The 16,676-nt window shown below is 67.1% G+C and carries 20 protein-coding genes and 1 pseudogene; 8 read left to right on the forward strand and 13 right to left on the reverse strand.

The features are described from left to right. Window position 1 precedes the first annotated feature (1 nt). Genes ACWEO7_RS10715 through dmpG form a run of 3 tightly spaced genes read left to right on the forward strand, consistent with a single transcriptional unit; the run spans window position 2 to window position 2,756 of the window. A complete protein-coding gene (locus tag ACWEO7_RS10715; protein ID WP_452422568.1) occupies window positions 2-787 on the forward strand; it encodes a 2-keto-4-pentenoate hydratase in 786 nt (261 codons plus the stop codon). A 10-nt stretch (window positions 788-797) separates the two neighbouring features. Further along, window positions 798-1,706 carry an acetaldehyde dehydrogenase (acetylating) gene (locus ACWEO7_RS10720; RefSeq protein ID WP_063022250.1) on the forward strand — a complete coding sequence of 303 codons (909 nt, stop codon included), beginning with the start codon at window positions 798-800 and terminating at the stop codon, window positions 1,704-1,706. Between the two features lie 12 nt (window positions 1,707-1,718). Then, window positions 1,719-2,756 (forward strand): 4-hydroxy-2-oxovalerate aldolase, encoded by a 1,038-nt coding sequence (dmpG, locus tag ACWEO7_RS10725; RefSeq protein ID WP_397074366.1) that lies wholly within the window; start codon window positions 1,719-1,721, stop codon window positions 2,754-2,756. Window positions 2,757-2,858: 102 nt separating this feature from the next. Here dmpG and ACWEO7_RS10730 read toward each other — a convergent pair whose 3' ends face one another. After that, a complete protein-coding gene (locus ACWEO7_RS10730) occupies window positions 2,859-3,266 on the reverse strand; it encodes a hypothetical protein (RefSeq protein WP_452422571.1) in 408 nt (135 codons plus the stop codon). 22 nt (window positions 3,267-3,288) lie between these two features. Then, window positions 3,289-3,885 (reverse strand): hypothetical protein, encoded by a 597-nt coding sequence (locus ACWEO7_RS10735; RefSeq protein WP_452422572.1) that lies wholly within the window; start codon window positions 3,883-3,885, stop codon window positions 3,289-3,291. Window positions 3,886-4,081: 196 nt separating this feature from the next. On the opposite strand from ACWEO7_RS10735, the pseudogene ACWEO7_RS10740 reads away from it, so the two are divergent. Then, a pseudogene (locus ACWEO7_RS10740) lies at window positions 4,082-4,294 on the forward strand (4-hydroxy-2-oxovalerate aldolase); the annotation flags it as partial. 123 nt (window positions 4,295-4,417) lie between these two features. Here ACWEO7_RS10740 and ACWEO7_RS10745 read toward each other — a convergent pair. The 3 genes from ACWEO7_RS10745 to ACWEO7_RS10755 all read right to left on the reverse strand — a co-directional run bounded on the left by ACWEO7_RS10745 (window position 4,418) and on the right by ACWEO7_RS10755 (window position 6,847). Beyond that, window positions 4,418-4,720: a hypothetical protein gene (locus tag ACWEO7_RS10745; RefSeq protein WP_452422573.1), complete on the reverse strand. Its 303-nt coding sequence runs from the start codon at window positions 4,718-4,720 to the stop codon at window positions 4,418-4,420. A 62-nt stretch (window positions 4,721-4,782) separates the two neighbouring features. Continuing rightward, window positions 4,783-5,388 carry a lipase family protein gene (locus tag ACWEO7_RS10750; RefSeq protein WP_452422575.1) on the reverse strand — a complete coding sequence of 202 codons (606 nt, stop codon included), beginning with the start codon at window positions 5,386-5,388 and terminating at the stop codon, window positions 4,783-4,785. 319 nt (window positions 5,389-5,707) lie between these two features. Further along, window positions 5,708-6,847 carry a baeRF10 domain-containing protein gene (locus tag ACWEO7_RS10755; RefSeq protein WP_452422577.1) on the reverse strand — a complete coding sequence of 380 codons (1,140 nt, stop codon included), beginning with the start codon at window positions 6,845-6,847 and terminating at the stop codon, window positions 5,708-5,710. Window positions 6,848-7,222: 375 nt separating this feature from the next. On the opposite strand from ACWEO7_RS10755, the gene ACWEO7_RS10760 reads away from it, so the two are divergent. Continuing rightward, a complete protein-coding gene (locus ACWEO7_RS10760) occupies window positions 7,223-8,080 on the forward strand; it encodes a 3-hydroxyacyl-CoA dehydrogenase (protein ID WP_452422579.1) in 858 nt (285 codons plus the stop codon). Window positions 8,081-8,168: 88 nt separating this feature from the next. Here ACWEO7_RS10760 and ACWEO7_RS10765 read toward each other — a convergent pair whose 3' ends face one another. The 6 genes from ACWEO7_RS10765 to hsaA all read right to left on the reverse strand — a co-directional run bounded on the left by ACWEO7_RS10765 (window position 8,169) and on the right by hsaA (window position 12,457). Next, entirely contained in the window at window positions 8,169-8,573 is a 405-nt protein-coding gene (locus ACWEO7_RS10765) for a type II toxin-antitoxin system VapC family toxin (protein WP_452422581.1), read from the reverse strand. Further along, entirely contained in the window at window positions 8,570-8,845 is a 276-nt protein-coding gene (locus ACWEO7_RS10770) for a type II toxin-antitoxin system Phd/YefM family antitoxin (protein ID WP_281877072.1), read from the reverse strand. The genes ACWEO7_RS10765 and ACWEO7_RS10770 overlap by 4 nt, the downstream gene beginning before the upstream one ends. Window positions 8,846-8,906: 61 nt before the next feature. Further along, window positions 8,907-9,479, reverse strand: a complete 573-nt coding sequence (gene hsaB / locus ACWEO7_RS10775; protein WP_452422583.1) for a 3-hydroxy-9,10-secoandrosta-1,3,5(10)-triene-9,17-dione monooxygenase reductase subunit — start codon at window positions 9,477-9,479, stop codon at window positions 8,907-8,909. Window positions 9,480-9,499: 20 nt separating this feature from the next. Next, window positions 9,500-10,405 carry an iron-dependent extradiol dioxygenase HsaC gene (gene hsaC, locus ACWEO7_RS10780; protein WP_356963595.1) on the reverse strand — a complete coding sequence of 302 codons (906 nt, stop codon included), beginning with the start codon at window positions 10,403-10,405 and terminating at the stop codon, window positions 9,500-9,502. Continuing rightward, window positions 10,405-11,283 (reverse strand): 4,5:9,10-diseco-3-hydroxy-5,9,17-trioxoandrosta-1(10),2-diene-4-oate hydrolase, encoded by an 879-nt coding sequence (gene hsaD, locus ACWEO7_RS10785; RefSeq protein WP_452422585.1) that lies wholly within the window; start codon window positions 11,281-11,283, stop codon window positions 10,405-10,407. The genes hsaC and hsaD overlap by 1 nt, the downstream gene beginning before the upstream one ends. Before the next feature lie 10 nt (window positions 11,284-11,293). Then, window positions 11,294-12,457, reverse strand: a complete 1,164-nt coding sequence (hsaA, locus tag ACWEO7_RS10790) for a 3-hydroxy-9,10-secoandrosta-1,3,5(10)-triene-9,17-dione monooxygenase oxygenase subunit (RefSeq protein WP_355076804.1) — start codon at window positions 12,455-12,457, stop codon at window positions 11,294-11,296. A 198-nt stretch (window positions 12,458-12,655) separates the two neighbouring features. Here hsaA and ACWEO7_RS10795 point away from each other — a divergent pair, with 198 nt between their 5' ends. The 3 genes from ACWEO7_RS10795 (at window position 12,656) to ACWEO7_RS10805 (ending at window position 15,175) form a co-directional block, all read left to right on the forward strand. After that, the gene (locus tag ACWEO7_RS10795; RefSeq protein ID WP_452422587.1) at window positions 12,656-13,855 is read left to right on the forward strand and encodes a Rieske 2Fe-2S domain-containing protein; all 1,200 of its coding nucleotides are present in this window, start codon (window positions 12,656-12,658) and stop codon (window positions 13,853-13,855) included. Next, window positions 13,855-14,187, forward strand: coding sequence for a hypothetical protein (locus ACWEO7_RS10800; RefSeq protein ID WP_452422589.1), 333 nt, complete (start codon window positions 13,855-13,857; stop codon window positions 14,185-14,187). The genes ACWEO7_RS10795 and ACWEO7_RS10800 overlap by 1 nt, the downstream gene beginning before the upstream one ends. 169 nt (window positions 14,188-14,356) lie before the next feature. After that, window positions 14,357-15,175 carry an MBL fold metallo-hydrolase gene (locus ACWEO7_RS10805; RefSeq protein ID WP_452422591.1) on the forward strand — a complete coding sequence of 273 codons (819 nt, stop codon included), beginning with the start codon at window positions 14,357-14,359 and terminating at the stop codon, window positions 15,173-15,175. Between the two features lie 6 nt (window positions 15,176-15,181). Here the strand turns inward: ACWEO7_RS10805 and ACWEO7_RS10810 are convergent, their stop codons facing one another. Together ACWEO7_RS10810 and ACWEO7_RS10815 are read right to left on the reverse strand one after the other, a co-directional pair. Then, complete coding sequence (locus tag ACWEO7_RS10810; protein WP_450019844.1) at window positions 15,182-15,592, reverse strand: cupin domain-containing protein; 411 nt, start codon at window positions 15,590-15,592, stop codon at window positions 15,182-15,184. 31 nt (window positions 15,593-15,623) lie between these two features. After that, window positions 15,624-16,673, reverse strand: coding sequence for a saccharopine dehydrogenase NADP-binding domain-containing protein (locus tag ACWEO7_RS10815; RefSeq protein WP_452422593.1), 1,050 nt, complete (start codon window positions 16,671-16,673; stop codon window positions 15,624-15,626). Window positions 16,674-16,676 lie beyond the last annotated feature (3 nt).

A 16,676-nucleotide genomic window follows, 5' to 3' on the forward strand; every position in this document is an offset into this window, starting at 1 on the left:
CGTGCTGTCCGACGCGGTACGAACCGAACTGGCCGACGAACTCGAGCGCGCCGAGCGCGACCGGGTGGCGATCGATCCGCTGATCGCCCGCCACCCCGACATCGACGTGGTCGACGCCTACGAGATCCAGCTGATCAACATCCGCCGCAGGCTCGACGCGGGCGCGCGCGTGGTCGGGCACAAGGTGGGCCTGTCCTCGAAGGCCATGCAGCAGATGATGGGCGTGGACGAGCCCGACTACGGGCATCTGCTCGCGGAAATGGAAGTGTACGAGGACGTTCCGGTCGAAGCGGGCCGGTACCTGTTCCCCAGGGTCGAGGTGGAGGTCGGGTTCGTGCTCGGCGCCGACCTGCCCGGCGCGGAGTGCACCGAAGAGGACGTGCTCGCCGCCACGGTCGCCTTCGCGCCCGCGATCGAGTTGATCGACTCGCGGATCAAGGACTGGAACATCGGCCTGGCCGACACCATCTCCGACAACGCGTCTTCGGCGGGCTTCGTGCTCGGCGCGCAGCGTGTCGCGCCGAAGGACATCGACATCAAGGCCATCGACGCGGTGCTCACCCGCAGCGGCGAGGTGGTCGCCGAGGGCCGCAGCGACGCCGTGCTGGGCGATCCGGTGATCGCGGTGGCCTGGCTGGCGCGCAAGGTCGCGAGCTTCGGCGTCCGGTTGAAGGCCGGTGACATCGTGCTGCCCGGCTCGTGCACCCGCGCCATCGACGCCCGTCCGGGCGATGACTTCCACGCCGAGTTCGCCGGACTCGGCTCTGTCCGTTTGCAATTCACCTAGGGAGGCTGTCGTGTCCAACGGGACCGTCACCGCCGCGATCGTCGGGTCCGGCAACATCAGCACCGATCTGCTCTACAAACTGCTGCGCTCGCAGAAGATCCAGCCGCGTTGGATGATCGGAATCGACCCGGACAGCGAGGGGCTGAAGCGGGCGCGCGGGCTCGGGCTGGAAACCTCGCACGAAGGCGTGGACTGGCTGCTCGGGCAATCCGAACTGCCCGACCTGATCTTCGAGGCGACCTCGGCGTACGTGCACCGCGCCGCCGCCCCGCGCTACGCCGAAGCGGGCATCCGCGCCGTCGACCTCACCCCCGCCGCCGTCGGCCCCGCCGTCGTGCCGCCGGTGAACCTGGGCGCGAATATCGACGCGCCGAACGTCAACATGATCACCTGCGGCGGCCAGGCGACGATCCCGATCGTCGCCGCGGTGTCGCGGGTCGTCCCGGTGCCGTACGCGGAGATCGTCGCGTCGGTATCGTCGGTCTCCGCGGGCCCCGGCACCCGTGCGAACATCGACGAGTTCACCAAGACCACCAGTCGCGGCGTCGAGACCATCGGCGGGGCGCAGCGCGGCAAGGCCATCATCATCCTCAATCCGGCCGAGCCGCCGATGATCATGCGCGACACCATCTTCTGCGCCATCCCCGACGACGCCGACACCGACGCGATCGCCGACTCGATCCACCGGATGGTCGCCGACATCCAGCAGTACGTGCCCGGCTACCGACTGCTCAACGAGCCGCAGTTCGACGAGCCTTCGGTGGTCTCCGGTGGCATGGCCAAGGTGTCGGTGTTCGTCGAGGTGGAGGGCGCGGGTGACTTCCTGCCCCCGTACGCGGGCAACCTCGACATCATGACCGCCGCCGCTACGCAGGTCGGCGAGGTCATCGCCGAGCAGATCGTCACGGCCCGGGTGTAAGGAGCTTTCGACATGGCCTACTCAGCAGAACTCGACATCCGCGTCACCGACACCTCGCTGCGCGACGGATCCCACCACAAGCGCCACCAGTTCACCGCCACCGAGGTCCGCGACATCGTCGCCGCGCTGGACGGCGCGGGCGTGCCGGTGATCGAGGTGACCCACGGCGACGGCCTCGGCGGTTCGTCGTTCAACTACGGCTTCTCCAAGACGCCGGAGCAGGAACTGGTCACCATCGCGGCCGAGACGGCGAAGCGGGCGAAGATCGCCGTGCTGATGCTGCCCGGCGTCGGGGTGAAGGAAGACATCAAGATCTCTCAGGACAACGGCGCGTCCATCTGCCGGATCGCCACGCACTGCACCGAGGCCGACGTCTCGATCCAGCACTTCGGCCTGGCGCGGGAACTCGGACTGGAGACGGTCGGGTTCCTGATGATGTCGCACACCCAGCCGCCGGAGGTGCTCGCCAAGCAGGCGCGCATCATGGCCGACGCGGGCTGCCAGTGCGTCTACATCGTCGACTCGGCCGGTGCGCTGGTGCTCGAGCAGGTTTCCGACCGCGTCGCGGCGCTGGTGGCCGAACTCGGCGACGACGCGCAGGTCGGCTTCCACGGGCACGAGAACCTCGACTTGGCCGTGGCCAACTCGATCTACGCCATCCGCGCGGGCGCCAAGCAGATCGACGGCAGCGCACGGCGTTTCGGCGCGGGCGCGGGCAATACGCCGGTCGAGGCGCTGGTCGGCGTGTGCGACAAACTGGGGGTGAAGACAGGCATCGATTTCTTTGCCATCGCCGACGCCGCCGAAGACGTCGTCCGCCCCGCCATGCCGCAGGAATGCCTGCTCGACCGTCAAGCCCTGATGATGGGCTACGCGGGCGTCTACTCCAGCTTCCTCAAGCACGCCGAACGCCAAGCCGAGCGCTACGGCGTCTCGGCCGCCGAGATGCTCGTGCGCGCGGGCAAGCGCAAGCTGGTCGGCGGCCAGGAAGACCAGCTCATCGACATCGCGCTGGAACTGCAACGGGAGAAGGCGACCGTCTCCGCCTGAGTGGTCGAACGCAGCGGGCCGCGAACGAAGCCACCGTTCGCGGCCCGATCCGCCCAGAACACCGAATTATGTGTCGGTGGCACCGTCGGCGTGCGGCTCGTCCTAATCAGCGGAGTGTCCTAATTGTCCGTACCGGACGAGATACGCCTTGTCCGCGAGACTTTGCCAACCGCGTTCGGTCGGTTCCAACGACCGCCCACTCGTGGTTGGGTCCTTGGGCCACGGCTCCCGAATATGGATCTGGATATCGTCCTGGAGAATCAGAGCCAGTTCCATCGCGAACTCCTCTGCGGTCGCGCTACCCGGTTCGGTGGGGTCGAGGGCCGCGGCAGTGCCGGCATCAGGCACAGCAATGCGCACCAGAGCCTTCGGCTCGGGGCGCCCGGTCCGTTCGGCGAACCTGCGCCATTTATCGGAAGTTCCGGTTTCTACATGTACCGCAAATCCGAGCGAAGTTTCGATGTCGGAAGCGAGTAGCCTTGCGCCTCGGACGGCGTCATCTATGTCCACGTCCTGTATCCTGCCACGGCTGTCACGGGACGATGCATTCGTTGAGCGGTGTGATGTAGACGGTGCCATCCGGCGCCGTATGGAGGCCGTCCACATGCAGCACGTCGCCGCTCTTCCAGATGTTCTTGCCGTTACGGTAACGCGCCTGTCCAAAATGCAGCATGTCGTCCTTCTCTGATTTTTGTATTTTGCTTATCGGCGACTTATTGACGAATAAATGCCACTCGTATTCACCAGGTCGGTGGCTTAAGTCGTTGATGAACCACCACCACGTGTAGTAGCCGATCGGATCGCCATTATATGGCCTAATTTCAGATTTGAGAGTTCCATGCTCGGTCTTCAGCTGATAGTCGAGACATAGCGGAGGCGTAGCCTCTGCGACAGCGGGGAGTGCGACCTGGCCAGCGACGCAGCAGGCAATCGCCATCGCCGACATCGCCAGGGGGCGCCATCGTCGACGAATGCCTATCCTTCCGATGCCGTCGCGGGGTGCTGGTTTGATGCGGCGGCTGATCCCCGAGTTGGGCACGGCTCCGGCGCGTGCTACCACCGCTGGAGCGGGGGTTGTCGAGGTGCGTAAGATCGACCGAGCGGCGACGGCCTCGTGCAGACGATTCATCGTGTGTTCCTCACTTGAAGTCCGAGATCTCTTCTGTCTGTTAGGTTTCGACGCTTCAAACCCGGGCTCGGTTCCATCGATCTCAAGATTTTTTGGAGTTGTCCATAGCGCTGGCGCGGATCACCGGCGAGGTGTCCACGGGACTCGAGCACGCGGGTTCGTTCAGGCGACGGTCAAATCGTCGGGAACAGGTAGCTGTGCGCTGGATCGCCAGGCCCTGATGATGGGCTACGCGGGCGTCTACTCCAGCTTCCTCGAGCACGCCGAACGCCAAGCCGAGCGCTACGGCGTCTCGGCCGCCGAGATGCTCGTGCGCGCGGGCAAGCGCAAGCTGGTCGGCGGCCAGGAAGACCAGCTCATCGACATCGCGCTGGAACTGCAACGGGAGAAGGTGACCGTCTCCGCCTGACCGGGCGGACGCATCGGGGTTGCGAACGGACGTTCGCGGCCCCGTTCGACTGCGCGATAGGGCGGTCGAGTGAGTCGATCACGCGGAACTGAGAACCGCGGCGACAAAGGAAAGCACGTCCGGCTAGGCGGCGCCGACGATCCCTTCGTGATCGGTCTCGTAGTTGTGGAATTCGTATTTCGTTCCGGCGAGCGTGTATTGCGTGAGCAACAACCGAGTGAGCGCGATCGGAACAACGTTGTCGGTGGTGCCGTGCGCGACGAACACCGGGCCGCGATACCCCGAGGTCGGTACCGCCAGGTAGCGGGCGAGGGCGTCGGCCAGTGGGCTGCCCGCCACAGGCCGTCGGAGCACCGATCCGATCGAGATGCCCTGGACCGCCGCACGCCACTCCCGCTGGCACCGCTGGTCGATTCGAGCGGGCACGTCCGCACCTACGGGTGTAAGTGCGGCCGTCACCGTGTCGGGTGCGGCGAGTCGCATCCCGTTCAGCATGGCGGCGAGCAGGGCGGAGGAGCCTTCGAAGCCGGGACGTCCGGCACATACGGTCCGGCGAGTGCGAGAACTTCCTCGATGTTCGACGGTGGCGCGAGCGCCGCGGTGCCACGGAATTCGAGTTCGGGTGCGTAGATGTCGGCGATGCCGCCCGTGTTGAGTGCGGCGTGCCCGCCCTGCGATACACCCGTCACCGCCCACCTGGGCGCGAGCGCGGCGTCGACGTGGCGGGCGGCGCGGACGAGGTCGACGGTCGCCGTGGCCTCGGTGCGCGACTGGAGATAGGGATGCGTGGTGGCCGCGCCGGCGCCGAGGCCGACATAGTCCGGCGCGACGACCGCGTACCCCTCCAGCAGCCGCTGGACGATGGGCACGTCGTAGCGCGGGTTCGTGCTGATCCCGCACGTCGCGCCGAGCTCGCTGGTCCCGTGCTCCCATGCGACGATCGGCCAACCGCCCGGGGGAGGTGTTCCGGCCGGTGTCGCGAGCACGCCGGTCGCCGTCGTCGGCGCTCCGGTGGGGCACTCGGTGACGTACTCGACGAAGCGGGCAGATTCGATGCCACCCCATCCGCCCAGAAAACTATGTGAACTGACCACCGAGCCCAGTCCCGTTGTCGGCCAGGTGGCGTCGGTCGGCCTACTTCGACGTGCGGTCCAGCGGAGGGAGGCGGCGAACCCTGCTAGGCCTATCGATTGTCAGAAGCCCAGTGCAGCGTGACAGGCTGTGGACGGCGGAAGGGTCACGCCGCCGATATGCTACCCGGCTACCTAGCTCATCGACATCGCGCTGGAACTGCAACGAGAGAAGGCAACCGTCTCCGCCTGAGCGGTCGAACGCAGCGGGCCGCGAACGAAGCCACCGTTCGCGGCCCCATCTTTACGGCGCTCAGGTCCGCCGTGCCGCACAACCCCGCGGCTACGGCAACGGCGGGAGGGGGAAGCGGAGTACTGCCCCGGCCAGGTGTTTCTTCAGTTCGGTGTCGGCCTTGACGTGCCGGACGGAGCCGCTCTCGTCGATGACGCTCTGGGCGAGTTCGTCCAGGATGTCCTCGGTCGGCCGAAGCCGGTCGCCGGACACAGGGCACTCGTCGCCGGACAGGCCCAGCCAACCGCAGCTGTCGCAGACCACCCCGTTGACCATCGCGCCGTCCTGGATGAGCAGGGTGTCCACCGCCTTGGCGGTAGCGGCCCGCAGGCAGTTCGCGACGTCCACGACGGCCGGGTTGCCGGTGGCGATTCGCTCCAGCACCTCACCCACCCGGCGGACATCGACGTCCCGCTCGTAATGCGTCACGATCTCGGTCGCGTCCTGTTTCACCTCACCGACCGTCACCGAGCCCGTGTCGATGGTGAACGTGCCCGCGACGCGCTCCCGGAGTTCGCGCGGCAGGGTGTCCACGAAGCGCGGTATCTCGTCGCGATGGCCACCCACCGCGAGCAGGTCGTAATCGTCCTCGGCGAACATCTCCGCCACCTTGGCCGCCGTATGCCGGTAATGCTTCTTGAGCAGCTCGTCCGCCTTGTGGTGCACCTTGTTCTCGAGCCGGTTCGCCGCGTAGTTGGGATCGCGCAGCGCGGGATCCCGGATCTGGCGCGCCTCCTCGATCTCATCGGCGAACAGCTCCCACACCGCCGCGGTCGCCCGGTCCACCACCGCCACGCAGCAGCGGGCGTATTCCTCGAGCACGGCCAGCAGCGGCCGGGTCCAGGCCACCGCGTCCACTACGACTCGGTCGTGAACGGCGTGCGGAAGTTGCACCGCCTCGAACATGTTCTTGCCGCCGCAGGCGAACATCGCGACCGCGCCCGGCTGCCAGTTGTCCGACTGGACGGTTTCGCGCATCCGGTCCAGGTCGTCGCGGACCGACAGCCTGGCCGCATGGTCCGACGACTTGCCCTTCACCACCGGGTTGACCCCGTCCGCCATGCTGTTCACCCGGCTCAGCAGCCCCGAGCGCTCGCCCGGATCCACCGGAACGTGCGCGTACATCGATACGACGGGAATGCCGTCACCGTCCATCCGGCGTATCCGTCCGATCGTCTCGGCTGTGATCATCGCTCCTCGCTTCCAGCGTGGTTCCCGCGGGCCGCGATCTGCGGCGCTTCGTACACCACGGTGTCGAGCTGGGCGTGGCAGAACCTCCAGAACGCCCGGACGACTCGCTCGACCTCATTATTCTCCTTTGTCGCGGCGGCCGCGCCTCGGTTCGCTGGGTCCAGCGCCGGGGCGCACGTTCACCCGGCGGCATTGAGCACTTCACGAGTGGCACATGAGCGTGTGGGTATCTCGGGTTTCGCCGCGCTCATGTGCCACTCGCGAAGCAGGTCGGGTGTGGGATCGCTGCCCCGGTAGGTTGAACCCGTGGCGGCGATGATCGCGAGGCCACTCGGATCGTCGCGGTCTGCGTCGCAACCGTCGAGAGGAGAACGAATGACCATCGACATTCGCAAGGTGACCGTTCTGGGCACCGGGGTGCTCGGTTCCCAAATCGCCTTTCAGACCGCCTTTCGCGGTTTCGAGGTGACGGCCTACGACATCGACGACAAAGCGCTGGCCGCGGCCAGGGAGCGGTTCGACAAACTCGCGGCGGTCTACCGCGAGCAGGTACCCGGCGGCGAGGACGGCAAGGCGGAGCAGACGGCGGCGGGCATCACGCTCAGTTCCGATCTGGCTCGAGCGGTGCAGGACGCGGACCTGGTCATCGAGGCCATTCCCGAGGTGCTGACCGTCAAGCAGCAGACCTACGAGAAGCTCGGCCAGGTCGCACCGGAGCGCACCATCTTCGCCACCAACTCCTCCACCCTGCTGCCGAGCGCCATGAAAGACTTCACCGGCCGCCCGGACCGGTTCCTCGCGCTGCATTTCGCGAATCAGGTGTGGCACTTCAACACCGCCGAGATCATGGGCACCGCCGACACCGACCCGACGGTGTACCAGGCCGTGGTCGACTTCGCCTCGGAGATCGGCATGGTGCCGATCGAAATCCACAAGGAGAAAGCCGGTTACGTGCTGAACTCGCTGCTGGTGCCGTTGCTCAACGCGGGCATGAGCCTGGCGGAGGGCGGCTACGCCGATCCCGAAGCGGTGGACAAGACCTGGCAGATCGGCACCGGGGCGCCGGCCGGTCCGTTCCGCATCCTCGACATCATCGGACTGACCACGCCATACAACATCCTCGTCAACAACGAGGACGAGGACTCCCAACGGCTGGCCCAGTGGTTGAAGGAGAACTACATCGACAAGGGCAAGCTCGGCATCGCCACCGGCGAGGGTTTCTACAAATACTGACCAGCGAGAGCGGTGAACGCGAGTTTCGCCGCGCTCATACACCACTCGTGGAGTAAGGGCGGCTGATCGAGGTCGAGCGCTTTATGCGCTATACCGCGACGATCTCGAGCATGCTTTCCAGCCCGCGGAAATCCGCGCTATTGCGGGTGTAGAGCGGTAGTCCACGTGCTGACGCGATTGCCGCGATGAGCAAATCCATCCGGCGGGGCCGCGGGTCGCGTTTCGCTGCCAGGGTGAGTGCTACCAGGGTGCCGTAGCGTGTCGCGGCGTCCTCGTCGAAGGGCAGCGGATCAAAATCCACGATGGCGGCACCGAGTTGCTCGGATCGCGCGGCTCGAGTGACAGTGTCTTTCGCCATGGCGACACCTTGGTGCAATTCGGCTAACGTGATCGCCGTTATCTCACACAACTGAGGCAAAGAAGCGGGATCCAGCGTGCCCAGGTCGATGTAGGCGCAGGTGTCCAATACGCCCGACGCATGCCGCTGGGTCATGAACGCGATCCCCACGCATCGTCGTCGCCGACTCGATCTTCCGTTCCGAAGAATTCGTCGGCCTCTTGCCGCATGCGGGCGAAGTCGACACGCGGTAGTTTGCGATGCCGTTCAACGAGTTCTTCCGTCGTCAGGCGGCGCTTTCGGCTGACCGGCCGCACTTCGGCGACCTCGACCCCATTTCGGGTTACGCGGAAGGTCTCCCCGGCCTCGACCGCATCCATGACCGCCGCTGAGTGGTTGCGGAACTCGCGCTGAGTGATCACCTTCATAACGTCATCGTAGCCCGCTGTAGCGCGGGGAGCTACGGCGTTACCCCCTCGGCTCGCGCCCCTACAACCAGGTATCCAGCGTGGTCGTCGTAAGGAAATGCTCCAGGTCGGCGCGCCACGGGGCCGGGGTGGTCTTCTCCGGTTCGATGGCGGTGTACTGGCCCCGGTAGAACAGCAGGGGGCGGCCGGTGGTGGTCGTTTCGGACAGGACTTGGACCCGGCCGATCACGATGTAGTGGTCGCCGCCGTCGATGACGTTGTCCACCTTGCACTCGATGGTGGCCAGCGCTTCGTCCAGGACCGGGAGTTCCAGGTCGGAGGTGTGCCACGCCGCGCCGGCGAACTTGTCGGGTTCGCGGGAGCCGAAGCGGGCGCACAGTTCGCGCTGCTGTTCGGCGAGGACGTTCACGCAGAAGTGCCCGGATTTCTCGATCGCCGCCCAGGACCGGGACGCCTTGGTGGGGCAGAACAGCACCAGCGGCGGTTCGAGGGAGAGGGCGGCGAAAGACTGGCACGCGAAGCCGATCGGCACTCCGTCGTCGTCGAAGGTGGTGATCACGGTGATGCCGGTGCAGAACTGCCCCAGCACATTCCGGAACTGCCGTGGATCGATCTCGGATCCGTCCGCGGTCATCGCTTCGCTCGCCCTCTCGGTCACTGCTGCCGTTGCCCCACGGTGAAGTCGTGGCCCCACAGGCTCACCGCGGTCGATTCTCGCGCGATCCAGTCGTGGTCGTCCACTTCCAAGCCCTCGCAGCCGAATTCGACGTCGAATCCGCCCGGCGTCTTCATGTAGAAGGAGAGCATCTTGTCGTTGACGTGCCGTCCGAGCGTCGCCGACATCTTGACCTTCTTGCGCAGCGCGCGGTCCAGGGTCAGGCCGACGTCGTCGGCGTTCTCCACCTCGAGCATCAGATGCACAATGCCGCTCGGCGTCGGCATGGGCAGGAACGCCAGCGAGTGGTGGCGCGGATTGCAGCCGAAGAAGCGCAGCCAGGCGGGCTCGCCGTCGGCCGGGCGACCGACCATCTGCGGTGGCAGCCGCATGGAGTCGCGCAGCCGGAAGCCCAGCACGTCGCGGTAGAACTCCAGCGCCGCTTTGTCGTCCTTGGTGCTGAGCACCACGTGCCCGAGCCCCTGCTCCTCGGTGACGAACCGGTGCCCGTATGGACTGACGACCCGGCGATGCTCCAGCGCCGCGCCGTGGAAAGCCTCGAGCGTGTTGCCGGACGGGTCGTCGAACTTGATCAGCTCGTACACCCGGCGATCGGCCAGCTCGGTGGCCGTGCCCTCCTTGTAGGGCACGCCCGCCGCGTCGAGTCGGTTGCGGACGTCCTGCAACTCCTCGGCGTTCGCGGTCTCCCAGCCCGAGACCTGTAGCCGGTCCTTCTCGCCGGGAACGATCACCAGCCGGGCCGGGAACTCGTCCATGCGCAAGTACAGCGCTTCGGGGTCGGTGCCCTTGCCCTCGACCATGCCGAGGACCTTCAGGCCGTACTCCCGCCAGGCGGCCATGTCGGTCGCCTCGATACGCAGATATCCCAGTGAGCGGATGCCCATCACTTCTCCTTGACGCCCGCGAGGAAATCGATCGCGAGCCGGTTGAATTCGTGGAACTTCTCCAGCTGTGCCCAGTGCCCGCAGCCACCGAAGACGTGCAGCTGCGCGCGCGGGATCACCTTGGTCGCCAACAGCGCGCCGTCGAGCGGGTTGACCCGGTCCTCCCGGCCCCAGATCAGCAGCACGGGCTGACGCAGTTGGTAGGCGTCGCGCCAGAGCATGCCCTTCTCGAAGTCCGCGCCGGCGAACGACTTGCCCATCGCCCTGGTCGCGGCCAGCGCCTCGGGCGTGCTCGCCGAGGCGAACCGCTCCTCGATCAGCTCCTCGGTGATGAGCGACTGGTCGAAGACCATGATGCGCAGGAACGCCTCCAGGTTCTGCCTGGTCGGCTCGAAATTGAATTTCGAGAGCAGCTTCACGCCCTCGGTGGGGTCGGGCGCGAACAGGTTGGTGCTCAGCCCGCCCGGCCCCATCAGGATCAGCTTTCCGGCCCGGTCCGGGTAGTCGAGTGCGAACCGGACCGCGGCGCCGCCGCCGAGCGAGTTGCCCAGCAGGTGCACTCGCGACGTGATCTCCAGGTGGTCGAGCAGGTCCTTCAGCGCCGACGCGCTGTGCACGAAGTACTGCGGATGCTCGGTGGGCTTGTCCGAGCGGCCGTAGCCCGGCTGGTCGACCGCGATCACGTGGAAGTGCTCGGCCAGCACCGGGATGTTGCGCGCGAAGTTCGACCACGAGGACGCGCCAGGCCCGCCGCCGTGCAGCAGGACGATCGTCGGCTCGTTCCCGACGCCCGCCTCGTGGTAGTGCAGCCGCAGATCGGGCCGCACCTGCGCGTAGCGCGAGGTCGATTCGGCGGTGAGTTCCGCGGTAGAGGTCACGGTCGTCCTCCTAGACCATGCCGTCGGTGACGGGCAGGCCGAACTCGTGCGTGCCGTACATCAGGTAGGCGCGCTCGGGATCGTTGGCCGCGTGCACCCGGCCCGCGTGCGCGTCACGCCAGAAGCGTTGCAGCGGTGTGCCATTGGCCAGCGCGGTGGCGCCGGAGCTCTCGAACAGCTTGTCGATCGCGGCGATCGAGCGGCCGGTGGCGCGCACCTGGTCGCGCCGCGCCCGCACGCGCAGGTCGAACGGGATCTCCTTGCCCGCCGCCAGCAGTGCGTACTCGTCGGCGACGTTGCCCGACAGCTGCCGCCACGCGGCGTCGATGTCGCTGGCGGCCTCCGCGATGCGCACCTTGGCGAACGGGTCCTCCTTAGCCTTCTCGCCCGCGTAGGCCGCGCGCACCCGCTTGCCCTGGTGTTCGACGTGCGCCGCGTAGGCGCCGTAGGCCATGCCCACGATCGGGGTGGAGATGGTGGTGGGATGGATTGTGCCCCAAGGCATCTTGTAGACCGGATCGGTATTCTGCTCCAGACCGGGCGATTTCAGTTCGCTCATGGCACGGAAGCTGAGGAACCGGTGCGAGGGCACGAAGACGTCCTTCACCACGACGGTGTTGGAGCCGGTGCCGCGCAGGCCGACCACGTTCCACACGTCATCGATGCGGTAGTCGTCGCGCGGGATGAGGAAGCTGCCGAAGTCCACCGGCTTGCCGTCCTTGATCACCGGGCCGCCGAGCACCGCCCAGGTGGCGTGATCGCAGCCGGACGACCAGGCCCACGCGCCGTTGACGAGGTAGCCGCCGTCGACGACCGTGCCCGCGCCCATGGGCGCGTAGGAGGAGGAGATCCGCACTTCGGTGTCCTCGCCCCAGACGTCCTCCTGCGCCTGCTGCGCGAACAGCGCGAGGTGCCAGTTGTGCACGCCGACAATGCCGGCCACCCAGCCGGTGGAGCCGCACGCGCCGGCGATCTTGCGCACGGTGTCGTAGAAGACCACCGGATCGGCGGCGTGACCGCCCCACTGCTTGGGCTGGAGCAACCGGAAGAAGCCGGTCTCCTGCAACGCCTTCATGCTTTCGTCGGGGATGCGCCGCAGGTCCTCGGCCTCCTGTGCGCGTTCACGCAACGTCGGCAACAGCGCTTCGACCCGTTCGGTCACTTCTTGCGTCATCTCGGGACCTGCTCCTGCCTGGTCGGTTGATGTCCGGAATCTCATTTGTCTCTGAGACTAGAACACGTTCCTATTTATGTCGAGAACCGGTGTTCACCCCCGCGTGGACATGCGCTCATGCAGGAAGTGAGGTGAATCGCTGGCGTCAAGGACGCCAGTTTTGTAACGTGTTCTAGTACAGATGGAGGAGGAATCGCGATGGCAGTTACCCCACAGGGCGGCGGTGCGAAGGTCCGGGAGCTGGATGTCGGCACCGTACCGACCCGCTATGCGCGGGGATGGCATTGCCTGGGTCTGGCCAAGACGTTCCGGGACGGCAAGCCGCACGCGGTGAACGTTTTCGGCACCAAGCTCGTCGTCTGGGCCGACAGCAGCGGTGAACTGCGGGTGCTCGACGCCTACTGCAGGCACATGGGCGGCGACCTGAGCATGGGTGAGGTCAAGGGCGACGACATCGCCTGTCCGTTCCACGACTGGCGCTGGTCGGGGACCAACGGCAAGTGCACCGCGATTCCGTACGCGCGGCGGGTGCCGCCGCTGGCGCGCACCAGGAAGTGGACCACGCTGGAGCGCAACGGCCAGCTGTTCGTCTGGCACGACCACGAGGGCAGCCAGCCGCCGCCCGAGGTCACGATCCCGCACATCAAGGGCCCCTACACCGACGCCGACGGCAACCCCAGCGAGCAACTCGACAGCGGGTGGACCGACTGGACCTGGAATTCGATGCTGATCGAGGGCGCCAACTGCCGCGAGATCATCGACAACGTGGTCGACATGGCCCACTTCTTCTACATCCATTTCGCCTTCCCGACGTACTTCAAGAACGTCTTCGAGGGTCACATCGCCACCCAGTTCCTGGAGACCAAGGGCAGGCCGGACATCGGCATGGCCTCCAAGTACGGCGGTGACACGCTGCTGAAGTCCGAGGCCTCGTACTTCGGGCCCTCGTACATGATCAACCCGCTGATCAACATCTACAGCGGTTACGAGGTCAAGAGCGTCCTGATCAACTGTCACTACCCGGTCACGCAGGACTCCTTCGTCCTGCAATGGGGCATCACGCTGGAGAAGCCCAAGGGCGTCGAGGGCGAGATGGCGACCAAGCTGGCCGAGAAGATGACCGAGGGCATCAGCGTCGGCTTCCTGCAGGACGTCGAGATCTGGAAGCACAAGTCCAAGGTCGAGAACCCGCTGCTGTGCGAGGAGGACGGGCCGGTCTACCAGCTGCGTCGCTGGTACGACCAGTTCTACGTCGACCTGGCCGACGTCACCGAGAAGATGACCCAGCGCTTCGAGTTCGAGGTGGACACCACCAAGGCGAACGAGGCGTGGGAAGCCGAGGTCGCCGAGAACCTGCGGCGCAAGCGCGAGTCCGAGGAAGCCGAGGCGAGCGTCTGATGGCGGCCACCTGGGCGAAGGCACCCGATTTCGCCGATCAGCCCGCTCGGCGAGCCGAAGTGCGCGCCCAGACGGTGGTCGACAGGCAGCGGTATCTGGAGGACGGCCTGACGCCCCTGCGGTGCCGGGCCTGCCGGAGTCAGGTGCTGGTGCGCAAGAGCAGCACCCACCAGACATCGGTGCAGTGGACCGGCAACCCGGCCGAGCACTGCCCGGTTTTCGCCGCACTGAGCGCGACCGGTCACGGGCCGGGTCGCCCGGACTCGTGTCCGGATCTCGAGCGCACCATCGCCTGGGCCGTGGACGAGGGCGTGCTCGAAATTCCTGAGTGATCAGGCTGTTCGGGATCGGCGGGCGGCGATCGATTCGCCCGCCGATCACCGCGGCGGTGACCGCGCTGTCGCGGCCGAGTCGTGCTCCGACTACGTTGACGGGAACAAAAGAGACCTTCGTGCCGAAACGGATCAGTCCGATTCGGCGCCGCAGGAGGGAGTTTCCGCGATGCTGGTGCGGCATCTGGACTGCGCGACCATGTGCCCGGTCGGCGGACGAGCGCTGCTCGGCAGCGGTGGTCTGCTGACCGGCGGGCTGGTCGGCCATTGCCTGCTCGTCGAGTCCGACGACGGGCTGGTGCTGGTGGACACGGGCTTCGGCATGGCCGACGTGCTCGACCGGGGCAGGCTCGGTTTCGGTACCTCGCGGTTGCTGCGTCCCCGGTTGCGCCCCGAACTCACCGCGCTGCACCAGATCCGCGGGCTGGGCTATCGGCGCGAGGACGTCCGGCACATCGTGCTCACCCATCTCGATCTCGATCACGCGGGCGGGCTGTCCGACTTCCCCGACGCCACCGTGCACGTCTTCGCCGACGAACTCGACGCGGCGACCCAGCGCCCCACCCTCGGGGAGAAGCTGCGGTATCAGCCGCGCCAATGGGAACACGGCCCCCGCTGGCTGGCCCACGAGACCGGCGCGGACACCTGGTTCGGCTTCACCGCCGTCCCGGTGCTCGAGGACATCATGCTGATCCCGCTGGTCGGCCACACGCGCGGGCACAGCGGCGTCGCGGTCCGGCAGAGCGACGGATGGTTGCTGCACTGCGGCGACGCCTATTTCCACCACCGGCAGCTGTCGGCGGGGAAGGCGCGTCCTCCGGTCGGCCTCGGCGTATTCGAGATGTTCGCGAGCACGCTCGGACGAGAGCGGGTGGAGAACCTGGAACGGCTGCGCACGCTGCACGCCGACCACGGCGACCGGGTGCGGATGTTCTGCGCGCACGATCCGCACGAACTCGAGCGATTCGCCGCCGTGCCGGTGCGCTGAGCCCGGTCAGTCCAGCCGGAAATCCGCGAAGTCGAATCCCGGCGCGACGATGCAGCTGACCAGCACGTATTCCGCAGTCGCCGGCCGCGCCGACTGGCTGACCCCGCCCGGCACCACGGCTTGGAGCGCCTGACCGTGTTCCAGCTCGGGGCCGAGGATCACCTCCTCGCCGCCGATCTCCAGCGCCAGCGGTCCGCCGCGGTGCCAGAGCCACAGCTCGTCGGAGCGCACCGTGTGCGGGGCGGACCGCTCGCCCGGCAACAGCAGGAAATGGATCGCGGTGGCGGCGGCGCGCGGGCCCGGATAACCCTCCGGTGTGAATTCCACCGGGCTGCGCCAGGTTTGGCGGTACCAGCCGCCTTCGGGATGCGGCGCGAGATCGAGTGCGACGGCGAGCGGCGGTCGATTGTCGGTCATCGTTCGACTATGCCCGATCCTTCGCCGACGCTCAGCTTCCCTCGATACGCCAGGTGATACCGAAAGGCGCGAGCGCGTCCAGGAAATCGGCGGGGTCGAACGCCTCCGCCGGCGCGAGGGCACCGGGCGCCGCGGCTCCGTCGGCCAAGCGGACCGCCGACTCCACCGCCATCAACGCCGAATCGCGGTAGGAGTCGACGCCGCTGAGCACGCCGCGGACCTGCCGCCCGTCCGCGCCGAACGCGTCGACGACGAGGTCGTAGCGCAGGTCCGTGCCGGGCGCGTCGGGCAGCGTGTCGATCAGTTCGGCGGTGAACCCGCTGAGTGTGTCGAGGATCGAGGTGGCGAGGACGCCCTCGACGTAGGAGACGTCCGAGTGCCGCGGGATGGTCAGGACCGGGGGCTGCGGAAATTTGGCGACGATGGTCGGCTCGGTGTCACCGGGGAAGGTCATCTTCTCGCGGCGCGCCGTCGCGCCGGTGCGCAGTTCGCCGTCGGCGTAGTGCCAGCCGCCGCCGCGGAACCAATCCAGACTGGCGAGCACCGTCTTCGCGCTGCCTTTGGAACCATTGCCGCCGCTCTTGCTCAGGTGGCTCAGCACCACCTCGGCGGGCCCGGGCACCCGGCGGGTGACGAGGTGTGCCAGCAGGTCGCCGGGGAGGTTGCTGTCGGTGACGCCGGAGATCACGGTGACGCCGGCCGCCGCCGCGCGCGGTCCGAACTCGTCGAGCACGCGCTTCAGGAAAAGCTGCTCGCCGGACATGTCGGTGTAGTGCGCACCCGCGTCGATCGCGGCGGCCAGCACCGCCGAGCCGTGCTCGACATAGGCGGGCAAGCTGCTGATCACCACATCCGCTCCGGTGAACGCGGTGACGAGAGCCGTGTGATCGGACAGGTCGGCTACCCGGATGTCAGCTCCAGGCAGGTCCGCGGCATCGGCAGCGGCTCGGACGCGATCGGCGTTGCGGCCCACCAGGATCGGGTCGACGCCGCGGCGACGCAGTTCGGCGAGCAGGTAGCCGCCGGTGTGTCCGGTCGCGCCGTAGACGGCGATGGTGGCGGTGGTTTCGGTCGATGTCATGAA

This window comes from Nocardia sp. NPDC004260 (genome assembly GCF_053603155.1).

Bases quoted from the DNA above. Each gene is read 5' to 3' on its own strand.
- ACWEO7_RS10815 (WP_452422593.1), bottom strand. From the start codon at position 16,673: ATGACATCGACCGAAACCACCGCCACCATCGCCGTCTACGGCGCGACC.
- hsaB (WP_452422583.1), bottom strand. From the start codon at position 9,479: ATGACCGCGGACGGATCCGAGATCGATCCACGGCAGTTCCGGAATGTG.
- hsaA (WP_355076804.1), bottom strand. From the start codon at position 12,457: ATGACGCAAGAAGTGACCGAACGGGTCGAAGCGCTGTTGCCGACGTTG.
- ACWEO7_RS10770 (WP_281877072.1), bottom strand. From the start codon at position 8,845: ATGAAGGTGATCACTCAGCGCGAGTTCCGCAACCACTCAGCGGCGGTC.
- ACWEO7_RS10805 (WP_452422591.1), top strand. From the start codon at position 14,357: ATGCTGGTGCGGCATCTGGACTGCGCGACCATGTGCCCGGTCGGCGGA.
- ACWEO7_RS10755 (WP_452422577.1), bottom strand. From the start codon at position 6,847: ATGATCACAGCCGAGACGATCGGACGGATACGCCGGATGGACGGTGAC.
- ACWEO7_RS10765 (WP_452422581.1), bottom strand. From the start codon at position 8,573: ATGACCCAGCGGCATGCGTCGGGCGTATTGGACACCTGCGCCTACATC.
- dmpG (WP_397074366.1), top strand. From the start codon at position 1,719: ATGGCCTACTCAGCAGAACTCGACATCCGCGTCACCGACACCTCGCTG.
- ACWEO7_RS10795 (WP_452422587.1), top strand. From the start codon at position 12,656: ATGGCAGTTACCCCACAGGGCGGCGGTGCGAAGGTCCGGGAGCTGGAT.
- ACWEO7_RS10810 (WP_450019844.1), bottom strand. From the start codon at position 15,592: ATGACCGACAATCGACCGCCGCTCGCCGTCGCACTCGATCTCGCGCCG.
- ACWEO7_RS10735 (WP_452422572.1), bottom strand. From the start codon at position 3,885: ATGAATCGTCTGCACGAGGCCGTCGCCGCTCGGTCGATCTTACGCACC.
- ACWEO7_RS10760 (WP_452422579.1), top strand. From the start codon at position 7,223: ATGACCATCGACATTCGCAAGGTGACCGTTCTGGGCACCGGGGTGCTC.
- hsaC (WP_356963595.1), bottom strand. From the start codon at position 10,405: ATGGGCATCCGCTCACTGGGATATCTGCGTATCGAGGCGACCGACATG.
- ACWEO7_RS10800 (WP_452422589.1), top strand. From the start codon at position 13,855: ATGGCGGCCACCTGGGCGAAGGCACCCGATTTCGCCGATCAGCCCGCT.